Source organism: Brevibacterium sp. (assembly GCF_031179145.1).
Lineage (GTDB): Bacteria > Actinomycetota > Actinomycetes > Actinomycetales > Brevibacteriaceae > Brevibacterium.
Genome location: NZ_JAPSIB010000008.1, coordinates 26,898 through 45,153, shown reverse-complemented (window position 1 = coordinate 45,153; position 18,256 = coordinate 26,898). Strand labels below are relative to the sequence as shown.

General features: G+C 66.2%; 17 protein-coding genes and 1 pseudogene. 11 read left to right on the top strand and 7 right to left on the bottom strand.

Features of this window, described 5'->3' with window-relative positions; translation table 11 throughout:
* Positions 1-7: 7 nt before the first annotated feature.
* Complete coding sequence (gene tagD, locus RIT73_RS07745) at positions 8-397, bottom strand: glycerol-3-phosphate cytidylyltransferase (RefSeq protein ID WP_309131498.1); 390 nt, start codon at positions 395-397, stop codon at positions 8-10.
* Positions 398-519: 122 nt separating this feature from the next.
* A complete protein-coding gene (locus tag RIT73_RS07740) occupies positions 520-1,767 on the bottom strand; it encodes a CDP-glycerol glycerophosphotransferase family protein (RefSeq protein ID WP_309131497.1) in 1,248 nt (415 codons plus the stop codon).
* A gap of 184 nt (positions 1,768-1,951) precedes the next feature.
* Here RIT73_RS07740 and RIT73_RS07735 point away from each other — a divergent pair, with 184 nt between their 5' ends.
* The 4 genes from RIT73_RS07735 (at position 1,952) to RIT73_RS07720 (ending at position 5,255) form a co-directional block, all read left to right on the top strand.
* A complete protein-coding gene (locus RIT73_RS07735) occupies positions 1,952-3,052 on the top strand; it encodes an NAD(P)-dependent alcohol dehydrogenase (RefSeq protein ID WP_309131496.1) in 1,101 nt (366 codons plus the stop codon).
* Between the two features lie 44 nt (positions 3,053-3,096).
* Positions 3,097-4,173 carry a magnesium and cobalt transport protein CorA gene (locus RIT73_RS07730; RefSeq protein WP_309131495.1) on the top strand — a complete coding sequence of 359 codons (1,077 nt, stop codon included), beginning with the start codon at positions 3,097-3,099 and terminating at the stop codon, positions 4,171-4,173.
* Between the two features lie 75 nt (positions 4,174-4,248).
* Positions 4,249-4,908, top strand: a complete 660-nt coding sequence (locus RIT73_RS07725; RefSeq protein WP_309131494.1) for a DUF308 domain-containing protein — start codon at positions 4,249-4,251, stop codon at positions 4,906-4,908.
* The gene (locus tag RIT73_RS07720) at positions 4,908-5,255 is read left to right on the top strand and encodes a DUF4440 domain-containing protein (protein ID WP_309131493.1); all 348 of its coding nucleotides are present in this window, start codon (positions 4,908-4,910) and stop codon (positions 5,253-5,255) included. Before RIT73_RS07725 ends, RIT73_RS07720 begins: the two co-directional genes overlap by 1 nt.
* 15 nt (positions 5,256-5,270) lie before the next feature.
* Here the strand turns inward: RIT73_RS07720 and RIT73_RS07715 are convergent, their stop codons facing one another.
* On the bottom strand, positions 5,271-6,359 hold the full coding sequence (locus RIT73_RS07715) for a glutamate--cysteine ligase (RefSeq protein WP_309131492.1): 1,089 nt from the start codon (positions 6,357-6,359) through the stop codon (positions 5,271-5,273).
* Between the two features lie 427 nt (positions 6,360-6,786).
* Between RIT73_RS07715 and RIT73_RS07710 the strand changes: the two genes are divergently transcribed.
* From RIT73_RS07710 to RIT73_RS17225, 3 genes and pseudogenes are all read left to right on the top strand, one after another.
* Positions 6,787-7,455: a hypothetical protein gene (locus tag RIT73_RS07710; RefSeq protein WP_309131491.1), complete on the top strand. Its 669-nt coding sequence runs from the start codon at positions 6,787-6,789 to the stop codon at positions 7,453-7,455.
* A 172-nt stretch (positions 7,456-7,627) separates the two neighbouring features.
* Positions 7,628-7,957, top strand: coding sequence for a carboxymuconolactone decarboxylase family protein (locus tag RIT73_RS07705; protein ID WP_309131490.1), 330 nt, complete (start codon positions 7,628-7,630; stop codon positions 7,955-7,957).
* Positions 7,896-8,237: pseudogene (locus RIT73_RS17225) on the top strand (MmcQ/YjbR family DNA-binding protein); the annotation flags it as partial. The gene RIT73_RS07705 and the pseudogene RIT73_RS17225, both read left to right, overlap by 62 nt.
* A 36-nt stretch (positions 8,238-8,273) precedes the next feature.
* Here RIT73_RS17225 and RIT73_RS07700 read toward each other — a convergent pair.
* The 4 genes from RIT73_RS07700 to RIT73_RS07685 all read right to left on the bottom strand — a co-directional run bounded on the left by RIT73_RS07700 (position 8,274) and on the right by RIT73_RS07685 (position 13,552).
* On the bottom strand, positions 8,274-8,732 hold the full coding sequence (locus tag RIT73_RS07700; RefSeq protein WP_309131489.1) for a DUF4383 domain-containing protein: 459 nt from the start codon (positions 8,730-8,732) through the stop codon (positions 8,274-8,276).
* 173 nt (positions 8,733-8,905) lie between these two features.
* On the bottom strand, positions 8,906-10,996 hold the full coding sequence (locus RIT73_RS07695) for a CocE/NonD family hydrolase (protein ID WP_309131488.1): 2,091 nt from the start codon (positions 10,994-10,996) through the stop codon (positions 8,906-8,908).
* On the bottom strand, positions 10,993-12,285 hold the full coding sequence (locus tag RIT73_RS07690; protein ID WP_309131487.1) for an ATP-grasp domain-containing protein: 1,293 nt from the start codon (positions 12,283-12,285) through the stop codon (positions 10,993-10,995). Before RIT73_RS07690 ends, RIT73_RS07695 begins: the two co-directional genes overlap by 4 nt.
* A 304-nt stretch (positions 12,286-12,589) precedes the next feature.
* Positions 12,590-13,552, bottom strand: a complete 963-nt coding sequence (locus RIT73_RS07685) for a glycosyltransferase family 9 protein (RefSeq protein WP_309131486.1) — start codon at positions 13,550-13,552, stop codon at positions 12,590-12,592.
* 57 nt (positions 13,553-13,609) lie between these two features.
* Between RIT73_RS07685 and RIT73_RS07680 the strand changes: the two genes are divergently transcribed.
* The 4 genes from RIT73_RS07680 to RIT73_RS07665 all read left to right on the top strand — a co-directional run bounded on the left by RIT73_RS07680 (position 13,610) and on the right by RIT73_RS07665 (position 18,255).
* The gene (locus RIT73_RS07680) at positions 13,610-14,089 is read left to right on the top strand and encodes an HAD family hydrolase (protein ID WP_309131485.1); all 480 of its coding nucleotides are present in this window, start codon (positions 13,610-13,612) and stop codon (positions 14,087-14,089) included.
* Entirely contained in the window at positions 14,086-15,156 is a 1,071-nt protein-coding gene (locus RIT73_RS07675; protein ID WP_309131484.1) for a glycosyltransferase family 9 protein, read from the top strand. Before RIT73_RS07680 ends, RIT73_RS07675 begins: the two co-directional genes overlap by 4 nt.
* Entirely contained in the window at positions 15,153-16,199 is a 1,047-nt protein-coding gene (locus RIT73_RS07670) for a glycosyltransferase (RefSeq protein WP_309131483.1), read from the top strand. The genes RIT73_RS07675 and RIT73_RS07670 overlap by 4 nt, the downstream gene beginning before the upstream one ends.
* A gap of 82 nt (positions 16,200-16,281) precedes the next feature.
* Positions 16,282-18,255, top strand: a complete 1,974-nt coding sequence (locus tag RIT73_RS07665; RefSeq protein ID WP_309131482.1) for a glycosyltransferase — start codon at positions 16,282-16,284, stop codon at positions 18,253-18,255.
* Position 18,256: the final 1 nt, after the last annotated feature.

The following is an 18,256-nucleotide window of genomic DNA, read 5'->3' as shown; positions in this document are numbered from 1 at the left end:
GACCCGGTCAGGAACCGGCGAGCTCGCTCTTGATTCTAGTGGTGGAGATCTCAGGGGTGCGAGGCAGGTAGATGACTTCGCACTTGTCCTGGAGGAAGTCGAACTTGCCTTCCCAGTCGTCGCCCATGACGAAGGCGTCGATGTGGTACTTCTCGACGTCGGTCGTCTTCTGCTCCCAGTTGTCCTCCGGGATGACGAGGTCGACGTAGCGGATGGCCTCGAGCATGCGCTTGCGCTCTTCGTAGGAGAAGTACGACTTCTTGCCCTTGCCCGCGTTGAACTCGTCGCTCGAAAGCGCCACGACCAGGTAGTCGCCCTGTTCCTTGCAGCGCTGCAGCAGACGGATATGCCCGTAGTGAAGCAGGTCGAAAGTGCCGTAGGTGATGACTCGACGCATCAGTGCAACCATCCAAATAAATCAAGCCCCGGTGATCGGGGCCGCGAACGTACTGGAAATTCAGACTCAGTTTACCATTCTGAAAGGTTCCCCTCGGTTGCGCAGCCACCTGCCGCGGAGGTTCATTCCACCGCGTGCCCGAGCGCCGCGCTGCGCTGTGCGATGACCTGGGCACTCGCGTCGATGAATCGTCGGATCTGACACCCCGAGGATGTGTCGCCGAGGTAGTCCTCCGCGATCGCCTCACCGTCGAAGCCTGCGACTGTGGTTTTGATCAGACCGGCGACATCACGGCCGGATGCGGATTCGATGGTCGGGCAGCGGTCGAAGAGCCCCCCGGGCAGCACCTCGGCGTGGGGATTGCGCGGGGAAACCATGACCAGGGGTTTGCGCGTGGACAACCAGTCGAAGGCCACAGAGGACATCTCCGCCAGCGCCACCTCGGCGACGTCGAACTGCCAGGACACGTCCGGGCTGGTGTCGAGGAAGCCGCGGGGATGAGCCGTGACGAGCCGTCGGACTCCCTCGAGTGCCACGGCGAACTGTTTGTCGACGACTCCGGTGCGTGGGTGCGGACGGAAGATCACCCGGTACCCGGCGTCGAGGAGTGACCTCAACATCGTCTCCCCGTTGTGCGCCAGTGTCCCGTACGCCATCGCGGCGGAATCGCCTTCCCATGTCGGTGCGTAGAAGACGACGGGCCCGCTCGGGGCCTGCCCGTCGAAGCTCTGCCATAGCTGCGGGATCTGGCGAGGGCGATCGAGCTGGGGGCGCCCGACGTCGATCATCCTGTCCTCGGTCATACCGATGAGGGTGTCGGTGATCCTCACCCGGGCGGCGTGACCAGCGGTGAAAACGTAGTCGTATGCCTTGAGCTGGTTGGAGATCATCGAGATCTTCTCGCTCTCCCCGTGGCTGAGGTGGACGTGGGCGGGCCGTGGGAATCGCAGGCTCTGGAAGTTGCCTTTTGCCTGGTTGACGTAGAAGATCAGCCGCAGTCGCTTCGACTCCATGAAGGTGTCGAGGCCATGGCTCAGCCGAGAAAACCGCACCGGCAGATCAGTGCGAGCTTGGATGTGGAGCGCCACCTGCGGATCCCGGACGAAGATGGCGAGCGAGGCTTCCCCCAGCTGGCCCGCCAGCTGCTCGAGGGGCCAGAGCCACTGCTCGAGTTGGTAGACCGAAGTCATATCCGAGGAGAAATAGACGGCCGCGGTGAACGCGTCGTCGCCTCGTGGCTTCAGGTCGGAGGGAAGCCGTGCTTCGGTCAGACGAGACGTCACCAAGGACGAGCCGACGACCCAGCCCTTCTTCGCCATACTGATGCCTTTGACCGCGCGTGCAGTCAGTCGTTGTCCGCTTTTCGACATGGGACCATTGTGCCCTGGTCGCATCAGATCAATCTGCACTCAATATGGACTCTCATTCTCACACTTCTGAGCGATGATGAAGAACGCATCGTCGCTCCGTGACTCAGATCACTACTATGGGAGGACGAGGACGCGGCGAATATCTTCCTGGAGCGGCGTCCCTTGAGTCAGAGGAGACGTCGTTATGCGCACAAAAGCAGCCGTGGCAACGGCACCGGAAACCGACTTGGAGATCCAAAACCTCGAGGTCGATGACCCTCGTTCCAATGAGATCCAGGTGAAGATGGTTGCGTCAGGTATCTGCCACACAGACGCGATCATCCGCGATCAGTGGTACCCGGTACCGCAGCCGGTGGTTCTCGGCCATGAAGGAGCCGGGATCGTCGAGAAGGTCGGCGAGGCAGTGACCGAGTTCAATGTCGGCGACAAGGTCGTTCTTGGCCCGACGTTCTGCGGAGAGTGCGAGCAGTGTCTGTCCGGCCACCCCATGTACTGCATCAACTTCTTCGACAGGAACTTCGGCGTGCGTCGCGCCGACGGATCAACAGCGTTCAGCGACGCAGACGGAACAACGGTCGGTTCTCACTTCTTCGGGCAGTCCTCCTTTGCGCAGTACACGAACGTGGTCGCACACGGTGCCGTCAAAGTTGAAGAGGATGCCCCTCTTGAGCTCCTCGGTCCGCTCGGCTGCGGACTCATGACAGGAGCGGGCGCAGTTCTCAATGTCCTCAGACCCAAACCCGGATCGTCGATTGCGATCTTCGGTACCGGGGCCGTTGGCATGGCGGGAATGTTGGCTGCGAAAGCAGCCGGCGCTTCGACGATCATCATGGTCGACATCGTTGCTCCACGACTCGAGTTCGCAGAGGAGCTGGGCGCAACGCATACAGTCGAATCCTCGACGGTCGACCCGGTGGACGCCATCCGGGAGATCACCGGAACCGGCGCGGACTATGCACTGGATACGACGGGCGTTCCTGCGGTCTTCTCCCAGATGACCAAATCTCTTGCAATCCGAGGCCATGGAGCATTGGTAGGGGCCGCGAAGCTCGGCACGGAGGCAGCTTTCGACATCGGAACACTGCTGACCTCTGGCATCAATATCAGCATGGTGATCGAAGGCGATGCCGTCCCCCGTGAGTTCATACCTAGACTCATCGCCTTGCACCAAGCGGGAGACTTCCCGTTCGACAAGCTGACTCGGACATACGCTTTCAACGACATCAATCAGGCGTTCACAGACTCAGCCGAAGGCGGCACCTTGAAACCGATCATCGTGTTCTGAACCCGGTCCCCCATGCCACCCCGGTGAGGCTTAAGGTTATGGGCATGCCGAACCGAGCCACCTCCGATGAGAAGTTCCCCACCGAAGAGACGACCATGGTGCTGAGCCGTCGCATCGTCGACGGCGAGGAGGAGGATGTCGTCGTCTCGGATTCCTTCTCCGAAGCACTGGAACTCAACTCCTCCGACCAGTCGGGGACGATGACGCGCTACCTCATCCCCCACTCCACCGCTGAGCTGGTGGAGGAGATCATCGACCGGTGGGACATCCACCCGGTCCTCGCCGACGACCTGCGTCATGCGAAGCAGCGCCCGAAGATCGAACGCTACGACGGCGTTCTCTTCATGGTGCTCAAGAACGCCTTCTACCTCGATGACGAGGAGGAAGTCGATTTCAGTGAATTCCACATCCTCGTCAAGGGCGATGCGGTCATCATCATCTGCCAAGGAAAGCGCCTCATCGACGGCGCGCGGATCCCGGAGGACCGGAACGAACTCAACAGGCTCTTCGAGGAGTCGGACTGGGTCCACGCCGAGGACAAGGACCTCCTCGCCCTGGGCACCGACACCCTCGTCTACCGACTCATCGACACCACCGTCGACGGATACTTCCGGGTCCTCGACGGACTGCAGGAGGACAAGGACCAGATCGAGAGCCAGGTCTTCAGCGGCGACGCCGCGGCGGCGGAGAGGATCTACCGGGTCAGCCAGGAGGTCATCGATGTCGTCCACGCGACCATGTCGCTCAAGCGCATCAGCGAGACGCTCACGGACAACGCCGCCGACGACCTGGTCGACGACAGCCTCAAGCCCTACCTCGGCGATCTCGACGATCACCTGACGCGAGTCGTCGCCGAGGCCACGGAACTGCGGAACACGTTGACTCAGATCCTCGACGTCAATTCAGCGCTCATCGCACAGCGCCAGAACGAGGACATGAAGAAGATCTCCGGCTGGGCTGCGATCATCTTCGCGCCCACCCTGATCGGAGCCATCTACGGAATGAACTTCGAGAAGATGCCCGAGCTGAAGTGGACCTACGGCTATCCCCTGGCCCTGATTCTGATGGTCGTCGTCGCCGCCCTCCTCTACGCGGCATTCCGGATCAAGAAGTGGATGTGACCCCCCTCCCATAGCCCACAGTGCTCGGTTAGACTGATCCAACTGACAACGGGCCTTTCCGTCAAAGGAGCACTGATGTCCGCGTCTGACAACCATCGCGATCAGCCGTCCGGTGAGCTGCCGTCGCCGTTGCTCCCGCCTGATTCCCCGCAGTCGCTGCTGACAGATCTGGGGAGGGGCGTCTTCTGGACGGTCGTCGTCCGCGGTGCCGTCGCCATCCTGTTCGGACTGCTGGTGCTCATCACCCCGGGCCTCGTCGCCATCGCCGTGGGCGTGTGGGTCGGAGTCTGGCTGATCGTCGACGGAGTCCTCACGTTCATCAGTGCCAACTCCGCCCGCAGGCTCGGCCTGTCCTGGGGCTGGGAGATGACCGCAGGCCTGGCCTACATCCTCGCCGGCGTCCTCATCATGATCGCCCCCGCCCTGTTCACTGTTCTCACCGGAGTCGCGCTGCTATGGCTGCTCGCCTTCGGCATGCTGCTGCGCGGGATCCTCGCTCTCGCGTCGCGGTCGCTGGGCGGGTGGTCGAAGGCCCTCGGAGTCCTCGACGTGGTCTTCGCCATCATCGTCATGGTGGTGCTCTTCCTCTCCCCGGGAGCAGCGGTCAGCGCTCTCCTGTGGATCATCGCCGTCTACACCATCGTCCTTGGCACCGCTCTCATCGTCGTGGCGATCAGGGGACGGTCCAATCACTCCTCAACACAGTCCTCAACACAGAAGGGGGCGACCATCTGATGACGCCCATCGAAACACTCGAATGCATCGAGCGGCGCCTCGCCGGCGGCGACGTCGAGATCTACCGCGAAGTCTGCGATCCCGGCAGCCACTTCATCATGCCCGGAATGGTCGCGACCCTCGACGAGGCGATCACCGGTCTGGAGCAGACTCCTCCATGGGACGACTATGAGCTGACCCGACTGCGAGTCATCGGATTGGCGGAGAACGCCGCCGCGCTCAGCTACCACTTCTCCGGCACCCGTGGCGAACAGCGCTATGAAGCGGACATGATCTCGACCTACGCCCGCCGAGGCGGCCAGTGGAAGCTGTTCACCCACCAGCAGACGCCGACCGCCATTTCCTGAGGCGGCCCGTTCGGCTCAGCGGTGGGTGAGGTCGAGGGCGTTGCGGACGATGTCGAGGACGTCTCCCCTGTCGGTGTACGCCTGCCGCTGCAGGTGGGCGCCCGTCCCCGAGGTGAGGATGTCGTCGACGGCTGACTCGATCCGGTCCATCTCCCCGAGTTCGTCCGCCACCGGGCGAACCGTCTGCAGCAGCCGGCCGACGACATCACGGGCCGGCGCGCGCTTGTGGGTCACCGGATCGATCAGATGCGATTCGACGCCGAAGCGACTGGCCTGCCACATCCACACCCGCAGGACTGCTGTGCTCACCTCCGGCACGGTGCCCCCGTCGCGCCACTCTCGAGCCACGGTCTCTCCGAGGGCACGGATGAGACCGGCGATGACGCCGGCCCGCTCAGCGGTGAGACTGATATCGGCGACTCGGACCTCGAGCGTCTGGTAGCGCACGCTGAGCCGGGCGTCGAAGTAGATCATGCCCGGGTCAAGAGGCACACCCGAGTCGAGCAGCTGCCGGCAATGATCGTCGTACTCTGCGGCCGAGCCGAAGGCATCGGAGGGACCAGTGGTGGGAAGCCGGCTCATCATCTGGTAGCGATAGCTCGCATACCCGGAGTCCACTCCCCTCCAGTACGGGGAATTCGCACTCAGCGCCAGCAGGGTCGGCAGCCACGGCCGCATCCGGTCGAGGATGGCGACTCCCTCCTCGTGCGATTCGACCTCGACATGGACGTGGAAGCCGCACGTCATGTGTTCGGTGGTCGCGTACCCGAGCTGCTCGGCGATGGCGTCATAGCGCTCGCCGCTGCTCAGGGTCGTCTCGTAGGCGAACGGGAGGATCGGCAATGCCAGCACCCGGCCCCCGACTGCGCCGAGCGCCTTGTCCGCGAGCGCTCGTCCGGTTCTGATCGCTTCGATCTGATCGTCGAGCGTTGCCTGCGGAGGAGACACCACCTCGATCTGCTCCTGCTTGAATTCGACGGTCAGCTCGTGATCACTCGCCCCATCGCGCTCGAAACGCTCGATGGCGGCATCGACATAGGGCGCCGGCGCCAAGGTCACCGCATCGACGATGAGCAGCTCTTCTTCCACCCCGAACAGTCTCATCGCCGGTCCTTTCGTCGGACGCCCTACGGACTTTCAAGTTACGGCAGTCGACCATGGGGGGCAATAGCAAGACTGCTTGTCCCAGGAAGCGCACATCGACTTCCAGTGACACTGGACGCGCTCCCATCCGCCGAGCACCTCAGGTCGTGACCCGATTCACCCTGCTGTCGATGACCCCGCTTGTCCCGAATACCCCAGGCGGGTATAGTGGTGTCGAAATTACCCCCGGCGGGTATCCTCGAGTGCGCAAAGGAGCTGTGGACGGATGACCACGAATCAGTACCAGGTGACGGGCATGTCCTGCGGGCACTGCGAGGCGGCGGTCGGCGAAGCCGGCTACCAAGCGATGCCCGCCCGCTGAACACTGGTGGTCGCCCATGAACACGCGGAGCCGGGGCAACCCTCTCCACGGGAAGTAGAGGGGAAGATGAACGGTCTTTCGATCGAACAGTCTGGATATCGACTGGGCACGATCCATGCCCCAACGCGGCTCGAAGACGCCGGGGAACTGTCATTCGAGATCATCGCCCCTGACGGGCGGCCGGTCACCGAATACGAAGCTTCACACGAGCGTGACCTACACCTCGTGGTCGTCCGCGCCGACGGTGCCGAGTTCTCTCACGTCCATCCCGAGCTGAACCACTCAACGGGCACTTGGTCGCTGCCCTGGACCTGGAAGAAGGCCGGCACCTACCGTGTCTTCGCCGACCTCCTGCCTGCCGACAGCCAGCACGACCATGCGCTGACGCTCACGCGCACCGTGCACGTCGCCGGCGACTTCGCGCCGCAAACGCCGGAGTTGACGACCTCGGACTCGATCGACGGCTTCGATGCCACGATCTCCGGATCCCTCGTCACCGGCGATGTCAGCCAACTGACGATCGCGATCTCCCGCGAGAGTCAGCCGGTCACCGCGATTCAGCCCTACCTCGGCGCCTTCGGCCACTTGGTTGCGCTGCGCGAGGGCGACCTCGGCTACCTGCACATTCACCCAGAGAGCGAAAGCCCCCGACCGGGCGAGACTTCGGGGCCGGAGATCTCATTCATGGCGCACGCCCCGACGCCGGGGAAGTACCTGCTCTACTTCGACTTCTAAGTCGATGACGACGTCCACTCCGTCCACTTCGTCCTCGAAGCTGCCCCGGGCGGCGGGCACGAACAGACACACAGAAACCACGGCGAGCACTGACCCACCTCATCAAGTCCTCAAGCCTCCGCGGCCAAAGCCCGCCTCGTCAAAGCATGAGGCACTACGAAAGGAACAGCACATGCACTCCCACAATGAAGAAGCATCTTTCATGGCCGATATGAAGGAGGCTGCGCCGGAGATGGTCTCGGCCTTCTTCGGAGTCGACAAGGCGGTGTTCAGCAAGAACTCCGCGAATCTCGATCTGGCGACCCGCGAGCTGATCGCCGTCGGCGTCGCGGTGACCACCCAGTGTCCGTTCTGCATCGAGGACCACGCCAAGCGCGCGGTCAAGGCCGGCGCTTCGAAGGCCGACGTCGCCGAGGCTGTCATGGTCGCGGCGACCCTGCGTGCAGGTGGAGCCGTCACCCACGGGTGGAAGGCGATGCGGGCCATCACCGAGGACGAGTGAACCGCGCTACTGCCCCACCGCGGGACAGCCCGCGTCCACCTGGAACGGCGCTGTCCGCCGGTGTGTCGAGAACCTGCCGTCGGCGACGCTCGACACCTTCGAAGTCGGCTGGGAGTCAGCCAGGGTCACCGACAAGTGGTTCACACTGGTGACCGAAGTCCCACCTGACTCCCGTGTCCGAGATCTGGCGGGCGAACCCGTTGTGATGCTCAGGTCCGATCCGAGCGACGCCGCGGCCCTCCGCGAGGCTCATCAGGGTATCGCCGCCGGCTACCACGTAGACAAACCGCACTCTGGACCGCGGGAGTGGGACGGATCAGGCCCGCGTCCTCGTGCGCTTGTCCCGGTACGGGAGGAACGACAGCCCCACCATGGTGATGGCGAGGACGAAGTGCAGCCAGTTGTCAGCGGTGTTGAGCGGAACGAAGTTCGCCGCCGACTCAGGTGAGATGAGGAGACCGTAGATCCACAGCACGGCGTAGATGATTCCACCCCACAGCAGGAAGTGCCTGGCACCCGGCGCGGAACGAGCCAGGACCAGACCTGCGATGCCGTAGAGCAGGTGGACGATGTTGTGCAGGACGGAGACCTGGAAGATGCCCATGAGCATTGCCTGGGAATGGTGACCGGCGAAGCTCATCGATTCGTAGTTCGACGTCAGTCCGGGGATGAAGCCCATGACCCCGACGAGGAGGAACACCACGCCGTAGATCAGGGCGACGGTTTGGACTGCCGTCCGCGTGCGAGGTGTTGAACGAGGTGCTGCATTGGACATTGCGCTCACTCCTTATGGATGGATGATGGCGAAGCGGTGTCGCAGATGGAGCCGTGGCCTCAGACTACTCGCAAGTTGACTTGTCGTACATAGGTCTTCCCGGATGTAGCCGGATCGTGATCAGACTGGCTGCGCAGCGTCAGACTGGCTGCGCAGCGGTGGACGGTCTCCCCTCACAGCAGGTCGCGGGGAATCTCCCGGTGCCAATTCTCGGAGTGGACGCGGGTGTAGCCCAGGCCCTCCTCGAGTTCGTAGGCGTCGAGTTCGGCGGTGATGTGGAAGTCGGCCGGAGTTGAGGTGAGCACCGTGCGCGTATGCACTTCGACCCCCCAGTCGCCGCGTTCGATCCGACGGATCGTCCGAGTCTCACCGCGGGTGGAGTTCACCTCGTTCCAGCGGAAGCTGTACCACTCGTCGGTCTTGCGACGGATGACGGCGCCGGTCTCGTCGATGCGGAAGCTGCCCTGATCGTTGATGATCTCCAGCGTCGACACATTGGTCGCCAGGTCACGGATGACGCGCCACTGGTGATCGCCGGTCTCCACCGGAGTGACCTCGAGTTCGGGCGCGGCCTCCGCCTCCTCGAAGCCTGTGATCTCATCGTCGGCGGGCACGAGTCTGCGCACGGGCAGGGTCAGGGTGCTCAGCTCCGGTGTCAGCGTCACGGTGGCCGCCTCGGGTGAGGGCCAGACCAGGGGCCAGTACGAGGTGGACACGGACAGCCGGATCCGGTGTCCGGCAGGGAACACCTGCGCGATCCCGTTGAGCGGGATCCTCACGCGGTACTTCCTGCCCGGCTCCAGAGGTTCGGGGTTCTCACTGCCACCCCGGTGCGTGAGGTTGAGGATCCCGTAGGTCACCCGGGTCGCCTCCCCGTCGGGCAGGATGTCGGAGAGTCGGACGATGAGCATCGCCACCGGTTTGTCGCTGGACACGACGAACGAGCACTCCCCACGGCCGCAGATCGCGACGTCCTCCTCGAGGACGTCGGTGTCGAAGGTCAGGGCACCGCCGTCCTCCTCCCGCTGATCGAAGGGCAGATCCGGGGCCGCGGCGTAGGAAGCCCATTTCCCGGCGAACATCCCCACGCTCAACGGCGACTTCAGCGACTGCTCCCCCTGGACCTCGTCGCCCTGGACCTGGTCGGCATCGGGACGAGGGGGATCTCCGGCAGCCGCGTCCGCCTCGGCGACGGGGATGAGGTGACGGTCCCCCAGCTGCAGCGTCCGCGACTCGATTCGCGGTGAGGGCCACTGGTCCTCCTCGATCCACCGCCCCGGCCGCTCTTCGTAGGAGGACTTCGGGGAGACGCTGTCCTGCATCCACAGTCTCAGCATCGGCTCGTCCATGATCCCCGTGTCCTCATCCTTGAGCCAGTGGTCGAACCAGCGGATCACCTCCTGGAGGAATCCGATGTCCGGACCGGGAACGCCGAGGTGGGGGTACTTGTGACCCCAGGGTCCGATCAGCCCCTTACGGGGCACCTCGAGGTTCTCCATCAGCCGGAAGATCGCGTTCGTGTAACCGTCGGCCCACCCGCCGACGGCCATCACGGGGCAGTCGATGGCCGAATAGTCCTCCGACACCGAGGCGGATCGCCAGTACTCGTCCCGCCGCTGATGGGACAGCCACTTCTCAATCCACAGCCCGCTGTCCTCGAGCCTCTCGATCCACATGTCCCGCCATCTGTCGCCGACGATCTCCGGATCGGGTGGGAGGCTGTTGAAGGCGAACATCACCGTGGCCTCGGACAGATTGTCCGAGAGCAGCGCGCCACCCATGTAGTGCATATTGTCGACATAGAGGTCGTCGGTGGCCGAAGCGCTGATGATCGCGCCGAGCGCGGGCGGGCGCCGGGCCGCGACCTGGAGGCTGTTGAAGCCGCCCCAGGAGATTCCCATCATCCCGACGCTGCCGTCGCACCACTCCTGCTCGGCCAGCCAGGCGATGACGTCTTCCGCGTCCTCGAGCTCGGCAGGGCAGTATTCGTCGACGAGCACCCCGTCGGAATCGCCGCTGCCGCGCAGGTCCACGCGCGCACAGACATAGCCGTGGCCCGCGATGTAGGGCATGTTCAGGGTGTCGCGGCCGCGGCTGTTGTCACGCTTCCGATACGGGATGTACTCGAGCACCGCCGGCATCGGCTCGCTCAGCGCTTCGATCGGGATCCACAGCCGGGCGGCCAGCCTCGCGCCGTCGCGCATCGTGATGAAGACATTCTCGACCGTGCGGACCTCGTAGGGAAACTCCTCGACCTCCTTCATGCTCCTCCTCCGGGCGATGAGAAGGAGAAGTCGAGTGCGTCGACGATCTGCGTGAACTTCTCGTCCATCTCCTTCTGGTCCCGGGCGCCGAGGTAGACCTTGCCCAACCGGAACCGATAGCTGTCCTGCCCCGCCAGTTCGGACAGGCGGTCGCCGTCCTTGACCTCGAGAGTGATCACGGTCCCCGGGTTGCGCTCCTGGACCTCAGCGATCTCCTCCCGAGTGGGAACCCGGGTCACGATCGCGTCGTCGTCGTGGAAGATCATGTACTGTCCGGCGACGGCGAACTCCCCCCTCTCGTCGGGCATCCGGGGCGTGCGCCCCAGCGCCACTGCGACGGCCACCTGGTGGTTGGAGACGCCGTCGACCTTGAGGAACATCTCGGAGTGGGACTGGCTGATGCGGGTGTTGAACTCGATCAGCGACAGGTCACCCGTCTCCTCATCCCACATGAATTCGGAGTTGAAGCAGCCGTCGTCGAAGCCGATGTGCTCGAGGAACCGCCGGGAGACCTCGATGGCCCGCTCCTGCACCTCGGCGGGAACATCCGCTGTCGGATACGACAGCCGGTCGAAGCTGGTCCCGTTCTCGTCCTTGCGCATGTGGAAGACGCCATGGACGTTGAACTCCCCGCCGGCGACGCTGCCCTCGGGGGCGAACTGGGTGCCGGTGACCAGCTTCTCGGCGATGCAGGCGTTGCCGCCGAGCTCGGCCAGCTCCGGCGGCAGCTCGACGCGGTCGAGCACGGTTTCGAAGGCGTCGCCGACGTTGGCGATCTCGGAGCGGATCTCCTGCAGGGCGGCCCAGAACTCCTCCTCGTCGGTGATCATGAACCCGAGGTCGGAGGAATGGGCCTTGACGGGCTTGACCCAGAACGGGTATTCGAGCGAAATGGCCTCGAGGGCGTCGTCGGAGAACGGGTCGAAGGCGCTGAAGTCGGGGACGACCTCGGGGATGGACTTCTTCTGCTCCAGACGGCTCCAGTACTTGTGCTCGCATTTGAGCAGGCTCTCCAGGCTCGGAGCAGGCAGACCGAACTCCTTGGCGAGCATCGGGGCGATGATGCTCACTGGGAAGTCCCAGTGGGCGATGATCGCATCGACACTGCCGTCGAAGGCCTCGAGCTCCTCCCGGGCCTCATTCAGGGTCTTCTCGAAGTCGACGACGGTGGCCCCGACCAGGGAGTCGTAGTCCATGAGGCTAAAGAACCGCATGTCATCGGAGCCGGCGATCGATTCGAGCTCAGCTCTCTGCACCTCGGTGAGCCCGGGGACGAATATGTTCTTCATGCTCGACACTTCCAATCTCCGCTGCGACCGCTGGCCGCATCTGCGGATAGGCGATTTGCTGGCAGGTCGTGCTGTCGGCAGGTCTGATACCTGGCTCGAACCCTAGGTGAGAAGGTCTGCCGGCTTCAAGACTCTCCGAAACCTCACTCGTCCGCCCCCGGGTGTCGACAACTGATCCACCGGGACCACTTGATTTCCGGCAAAAGTACCTGCAAGTTAGGAGAAGTCGAGGTGAGGTCGCTTCTGTCAGCGGCTGCAGCGAACGTGCGAAGGAGGGACCCTTGTGAGGAAGAGCCGGTCCGGGTCAGATCCCGAGGGTGTCGAGAGCGCTCGCCACGTCGCCGGCGGACACCGCCAGGAGAGCCGGATCGGGGTTCGGACGGTGCGGATCCCCGCTGCTCAGCGACTCCTCGAACAGGACCCGATGAGGACCGGCCGGAGGACCCCAGAGCTGCGGGGACACGGGTCCGAAGATGACGACCGACGGGGTGGCGAAGGCACTGGCCAGGTGGGCTGCTCCCGTATCGGCGCTGACGAGCACCCGGGCTCCGGCGATCGTGGCGGCGAACTCCGCCAGCGACTGCTGCCCGGCGGCCACCCGCAGGCGGGAGCCGCTCAGGACTCCACTCCTCGCGGCGACCGCCTCGGCGACGGCCACCGCGCGCTCGACCTCACCGCCATTGCCCGTCAGCACCACGTCGTGCCCGCGGTCCATCAGGTCGATGACCACCTCGGCGAACCGGGGGCAGGGCCAGTGCCGACTCGGCAGGGCCGCCCCGACATGGACGACGGCCTCTGCCGCCACGGGTCCGACCGGCAGGCGCGTCGGATCGATCCGCAGGTCGCCGGCATCGGCGTCGACCCCGCAGTGGCGCAGCAGACGCACCCAGCGCTGCCTCTCGTGGATGTCCTCGCACCACACCGGTCCCTCCCAGCCGGGAGCTGCATGTCCGATCCGCTGCTCGGCGCCGAAGCCCTCGAGCCAGCGGTGGCTGATCGGTCCGCGTCCGTGGAGGTTGACGACCGTCCGGACCCGACCGGCGAGCGCCCGCGCCCCGGCCGGGTCACCTGCCGCGACGTGATCGGGGCGGACGTCGACGATGTCGTCGACGCAGTCCGCGGCGGTGACGATGGGACGCAGCGCTTCGGGGCAGGCGAGGACCAGTCGCGAATCACCGAGCGCCCGGCGCAGCCCGCGCAGGGCGGGAACGACCGCCAGCACGTCGCCGAGTCCCAGAGCACGCAGAGCCAAGACGACCTGCTCCATTCCACTTCCCTTCCCGCCGCGATCCTCTTCGATCGAGACGATACCCTCATCGACGATGTGCCGTACAACGGCGACCCGTCCCTGGTCACGGTCAAGGGCGAGGCCGCTCGCGCGCTCGATTTGGTGCGCGAGCGGGGGATTCCCGTCGGCGTCATCAGCAATCAGTCGGGAGTCGGCCGCGGGCTGATCACCGCTGCGCAGGTGACTGCGGTCAACGCCCGCGTCGCCGAGCTCCTCGGTCCCTTCGACGTCTGGTGCTGGTGCCCGCATGTCAGTGACGACGGCTGCGAGTGCCGCAAGCCGCAGCCCGGCATGCTGCTGGCCGCGGCGGGCGAGCTCGGCGTCGACGTCACGGAGACCGTGATGATCGGCGACATCGCCGCGGACATGGCCGCCGCGAAGGCCGCCGGGGCCCGGGGCATCCTCGTGCCCACCGCCCGGACCCTGAACCCCGAGATCGCAGCCGCCGCCGAGGTGGCCTCCGACCTGGTGGAGGCCGTGGAGATGGCGCTGACGCCGGAGAGGAGGGCCGGATGACGAGGGTCCTCGCTGCACGCCTCGACAGCATGGGCGACGTCCTCGTCACCGGGCCGGGGCTGCGCGCGATCGCCGCCGACGAGCGGGTCGAGTCGCTGACTCTTCTGTGCTCACCAGGCAGTGAGTCCGTGGCGAAGCTGCTGCCCGGCGTCACCGACATCCTCACGTGGTCGAGCCCGTGGATCGTCGCGCCCGCCCCCGAGGTGAGCGCGGAGGACATCGAGGCCCTGCGCGCCGAGGTGGCCCGCCGGGAGTTCGACGAAGCCGTGATCTTCACCTCATTCCATCAGTCGCCGCTGCCCCTGGCGCTCATCCTCCGGCTGGCCGGGGTGGGGCGCATCACCGGAGTGTCCACCGACTACGCGGGCTCCCTGCTCGATGTCCGGATCCGTCCCGCCGAGGACCTCGACGACGAACTGCCCGAGGCCGAACGCAGCGCCCACATCGCCGCTGCGGCGGGCTTCGAACTTCCCACCGGCGACGACGGCCGGCTCCACGTCAACCCGACGCCCGGCGCCTTCGCCCAGCAGGCTCCGAAGCTCGCCTCCCTGCTCGAGAGCGAGCGGGTCCTCGTCGCTCACCCCGGGGCCAATGTCCCCGCCCGCATGTGGTCGCCCGAGCACTTCCACGACGCCGTCCAGGACCTCTCCGAGGACGGGTGGCAGGTCGTGGTCACCGGATCGCCGTCCGAACGTGAACTCACCGACGACGTCGCCGGGGCGTCGGGCATCGACCTCGGAGGGGCCCTCGACGTCGCGGGGCTGGCCGACCTGCTCGCCCGGGCACGGGCCCTCATCGTCGGCAACACGGGGCCCGCCCACCTCGCCGCCGCCGTCGGCACCCCGGTGGTCAGTCTGTTCTCCCCCGTCGTGCCGCCTCGGCGCTGGCTGCCCTACGGGGTGCCCGTCGAGATGCTCGGCGACCAGAGCGCCGCGTGCGCGGGCTCGCGCGCCCGCGACTGCCCGCTCCCGGGGCACCCGTGCCTGAACTCCGTCACCCCCGCCGAGGTGGTGGCCGCTGTGAACCGACTGACCGAGACACTGACCGAGACAAGGAGCATGAGATGAGAATCCTCCTGTGGCATGTGCACGGCTCATGGACCGATGCCTTCGTGCACGGATCCCACGAGTACCTGCTGCCCACCGACGCCGACCGTTCGGCCTGGGGGCTGGGCCGGGGCGGCAGGGACTGGCCGGCGAACGCCCGGGAGGTGTCGATCGAGCTGCTGACTCTCGCCGACTTCGACCTCGTCGTGCTCCAGCGGACCGAGGAGATCGACGAGGTGAGGACCCGCCTCGGCGTCGAGCCCGGGGTCGACGTCCCGGCGATCTTCGTCGAGCACAACACCCCGCGCGCCCACGTGCCCGACACCGTCCATCCCCTGGCGGACCAGAGCGCCATCCCCATCGCCCACGTCACCCACTTCAATGCGCTGATGTGGGACAACGGCACCGCACCGGTGGCGGTGATCGAACACGGCATCCGCGATCCCGGCCACCTCTACTCCGGTGAGATCGAGCGACTGGCCTTCGTCGCCAACGAACCCGTCAGGCGGCGGCGGGTGCTCGGCACCGACCTCGTCGAGACCATCGCCGAATCCGTCCCCGTCGACGCGTTCGGGATCGGGACGGAGAAGCTCATCGACGCGGCCCCGGCCGCCCTGGTCCGCCCCGAGATCCGGACCGGTGGCGGCACCGGGCCTGAGGCCCGGCTCGTCCCGCACGGGGACATCCCCCTGGCCGAACTCCATCCGCTCGTGGCCAAGCGCCGGGCCTACCTCCACCCCGTCCGGTGGACGTCGCTCGGCCTGTCCCTGCTCGAGGCGATGCATCTTGGCATGCCGGTCATCGTCCTCGCCGCCACCGAGGCGATCCGCGCCGTTCCCCCGGAGGCCGGGCTGTTGACGACCGACCCGCGGGAGATGGTCGACATGGCTCGCCGACTCATCGCTGATCCGGCGCTGGCCGACGACATGGGTCAGGCCGCCCGGGCCCACGCGCTGCAGCGCTACGGTCTCCCCCGGTTCCTGCGCGAGTGGGACGAACTGCTCACCGAGGTGGCCGACCACGGCCGGGCCCATGCGCTGAGCAGGGCGGCCCCCGGCTTGTGAGCATCCGCGCGCCAGGTCCCCTCGCCTGCGAGGCCGACCCACCACAGACACCGCCCATCACCCGACCGCCAAGGAGAGACCAATGCAGATCTCGATGATCTCCGAACACGCCAGCCCCCTGGCCCCGCTCGGCGGGGTCGACGCCGGGGGTCAGAACGTCCACGTCGGAAAACTCGCCAGTGAGCTGGCCCACCGGGGTCACGAGGTCACGGTCTTCACCCGGCGCGAGGACACGACGACGCCCACCGTCGTCACGATGGAGCCCGGGGTCCAGGTCGTCCATGTCTCCACCGGGGCGGACCGCTACATCCCCAAGGATGACCTCCTCGACCACATGCCCGAGTTCGGCCGGCAGGTCGCCCGACACTGGGCGGAGAATCCCGAGCAGCGGCCGATGGTCCTCCACTCCCACTTCTGGATGTCGGGGCTCGCGGCCCGGACCGCGCTCGAGGAGGCAGGGTACGACGATGTGCCCCTGGTCCACACCTACCACGCCCTCGGCTCGGTCAAACGCCGCTTCCAGGGCAGCGAGGACACGAGTCCGCCCGAGCGCACCGACCTCGAGACGAGGCTCGGCCACGATGCGGCCGCGATCATCGCCACCTGCCAGGACGAGGTGTCCGAACTCGCGGCGCTGGGCATCGACACGACGAAGATCTCCGTCGTCCCCTGTGGGGTGGACACCGATGAGTTCCGCCCGGCCGAGTACAGGCCGGCCGGCGCCGGAAACTCCACGGACGCCCTGACCACCACGCTCGAAGCACCGCAGCCGTGCACGAAGAAGATCGTCTCGCTCGGCCGCCTCGTCCCCCGCAAAGGCGTCGACCTCGTCATCCGGGGCCTGGCCGAACTGAGCAGTCGCGGAGTCGACGACGTCGAGCTCGAGGTCATCGGCGGCAGCGGCAGCGGCGGATCGATCGACACCGACCCCGAGGTCCGCAGGCTGCGGGCCCTCGCCGCGGAACTCGGCGTCGACGAACAGGTCACGTTCCGCGGTCAGCTCGGCCGCGACGAGATCCCCGATGCCATCCGGTCGGCGACCTTCGTCGCCTGCACCCCCTGGTACGAGCCCTTCGGCATCGTCCCGCTCGAGGCGATGGCATGCGGCGTGCCCGTCGTCGCCACCTCGGTGGGCGGTCTTCAGGACACCGTCGTCGACGGGGTCACCGGCCTCCTCATCCCACCCCAGGACGTCGACGCCTTCACCATCGCCGCCGCCCGGCTGCTCACCGACCACGAGTACGCCCGCGAGCTCGGCCGGGCCGGCACCCGCCGGGTCCGCGACCGCTTCACCTGGCCCGCCGTGGCGCAGAGGACGGAACGGGCGTACCGGGCGACCCTCGGCCAGGACGACGATGCGCTCGTCGCGAGCTCGCTGGCCCGCATCAGCCCGCCCGCCGAGACCTCCGGGGATTCCGTCGACGTCGTCGTCCGCCACTTCCAAGGGGTGTCCTCGGCCGTGAACTCACTGGCCGGGCAGATCTCGAAGCTGCGGCAGTGGGGTGCGGTCCTCGCCCGGACCCTGTCGGCCGGAGGCACGCTCTACTGCGCCGGCAATGGCGGGTCCGCCGCCGAAGCCCAGCATCTGAGCGCCGAGCTCGTCGGCAAGTACGGTCCCGACCGTCCCCCGTTCTCCGCGGTGGCGCTGAGCACGGACACCTCGGCGGTGACCGCGATCAGCAACGACTACGGGTTCGAGCAGGTCTTCGCCCGACAGGTCGAGGCCCACGCCCGCCCCGGGGACATCCTCATCCTGCTGAGCACCAGCGGACGCAGTCCCAATCTGGTCAGAGCCGCCGAGGCCGCCCAGCGTCTGGGAGTGACCACCTGGGCGCTGACGGGACCGGACCCGAGCCCGTTGACCGCGGCCTGTGACTCCTCGATCCGCATCGACGCCGCCGCTCCGCACGTGCAGGAGGCCCATCTCATGGCCGTCCACTGCCTGTGCGCGATCTTCGACGCCACGATCGCGACGATGAGCAGCCGGGCCTCGCGGCCGACGACCACGCGAACGCCGGCCAGGTCCACCCGGCAAGTGCGCACCGGATCCCTCTGAG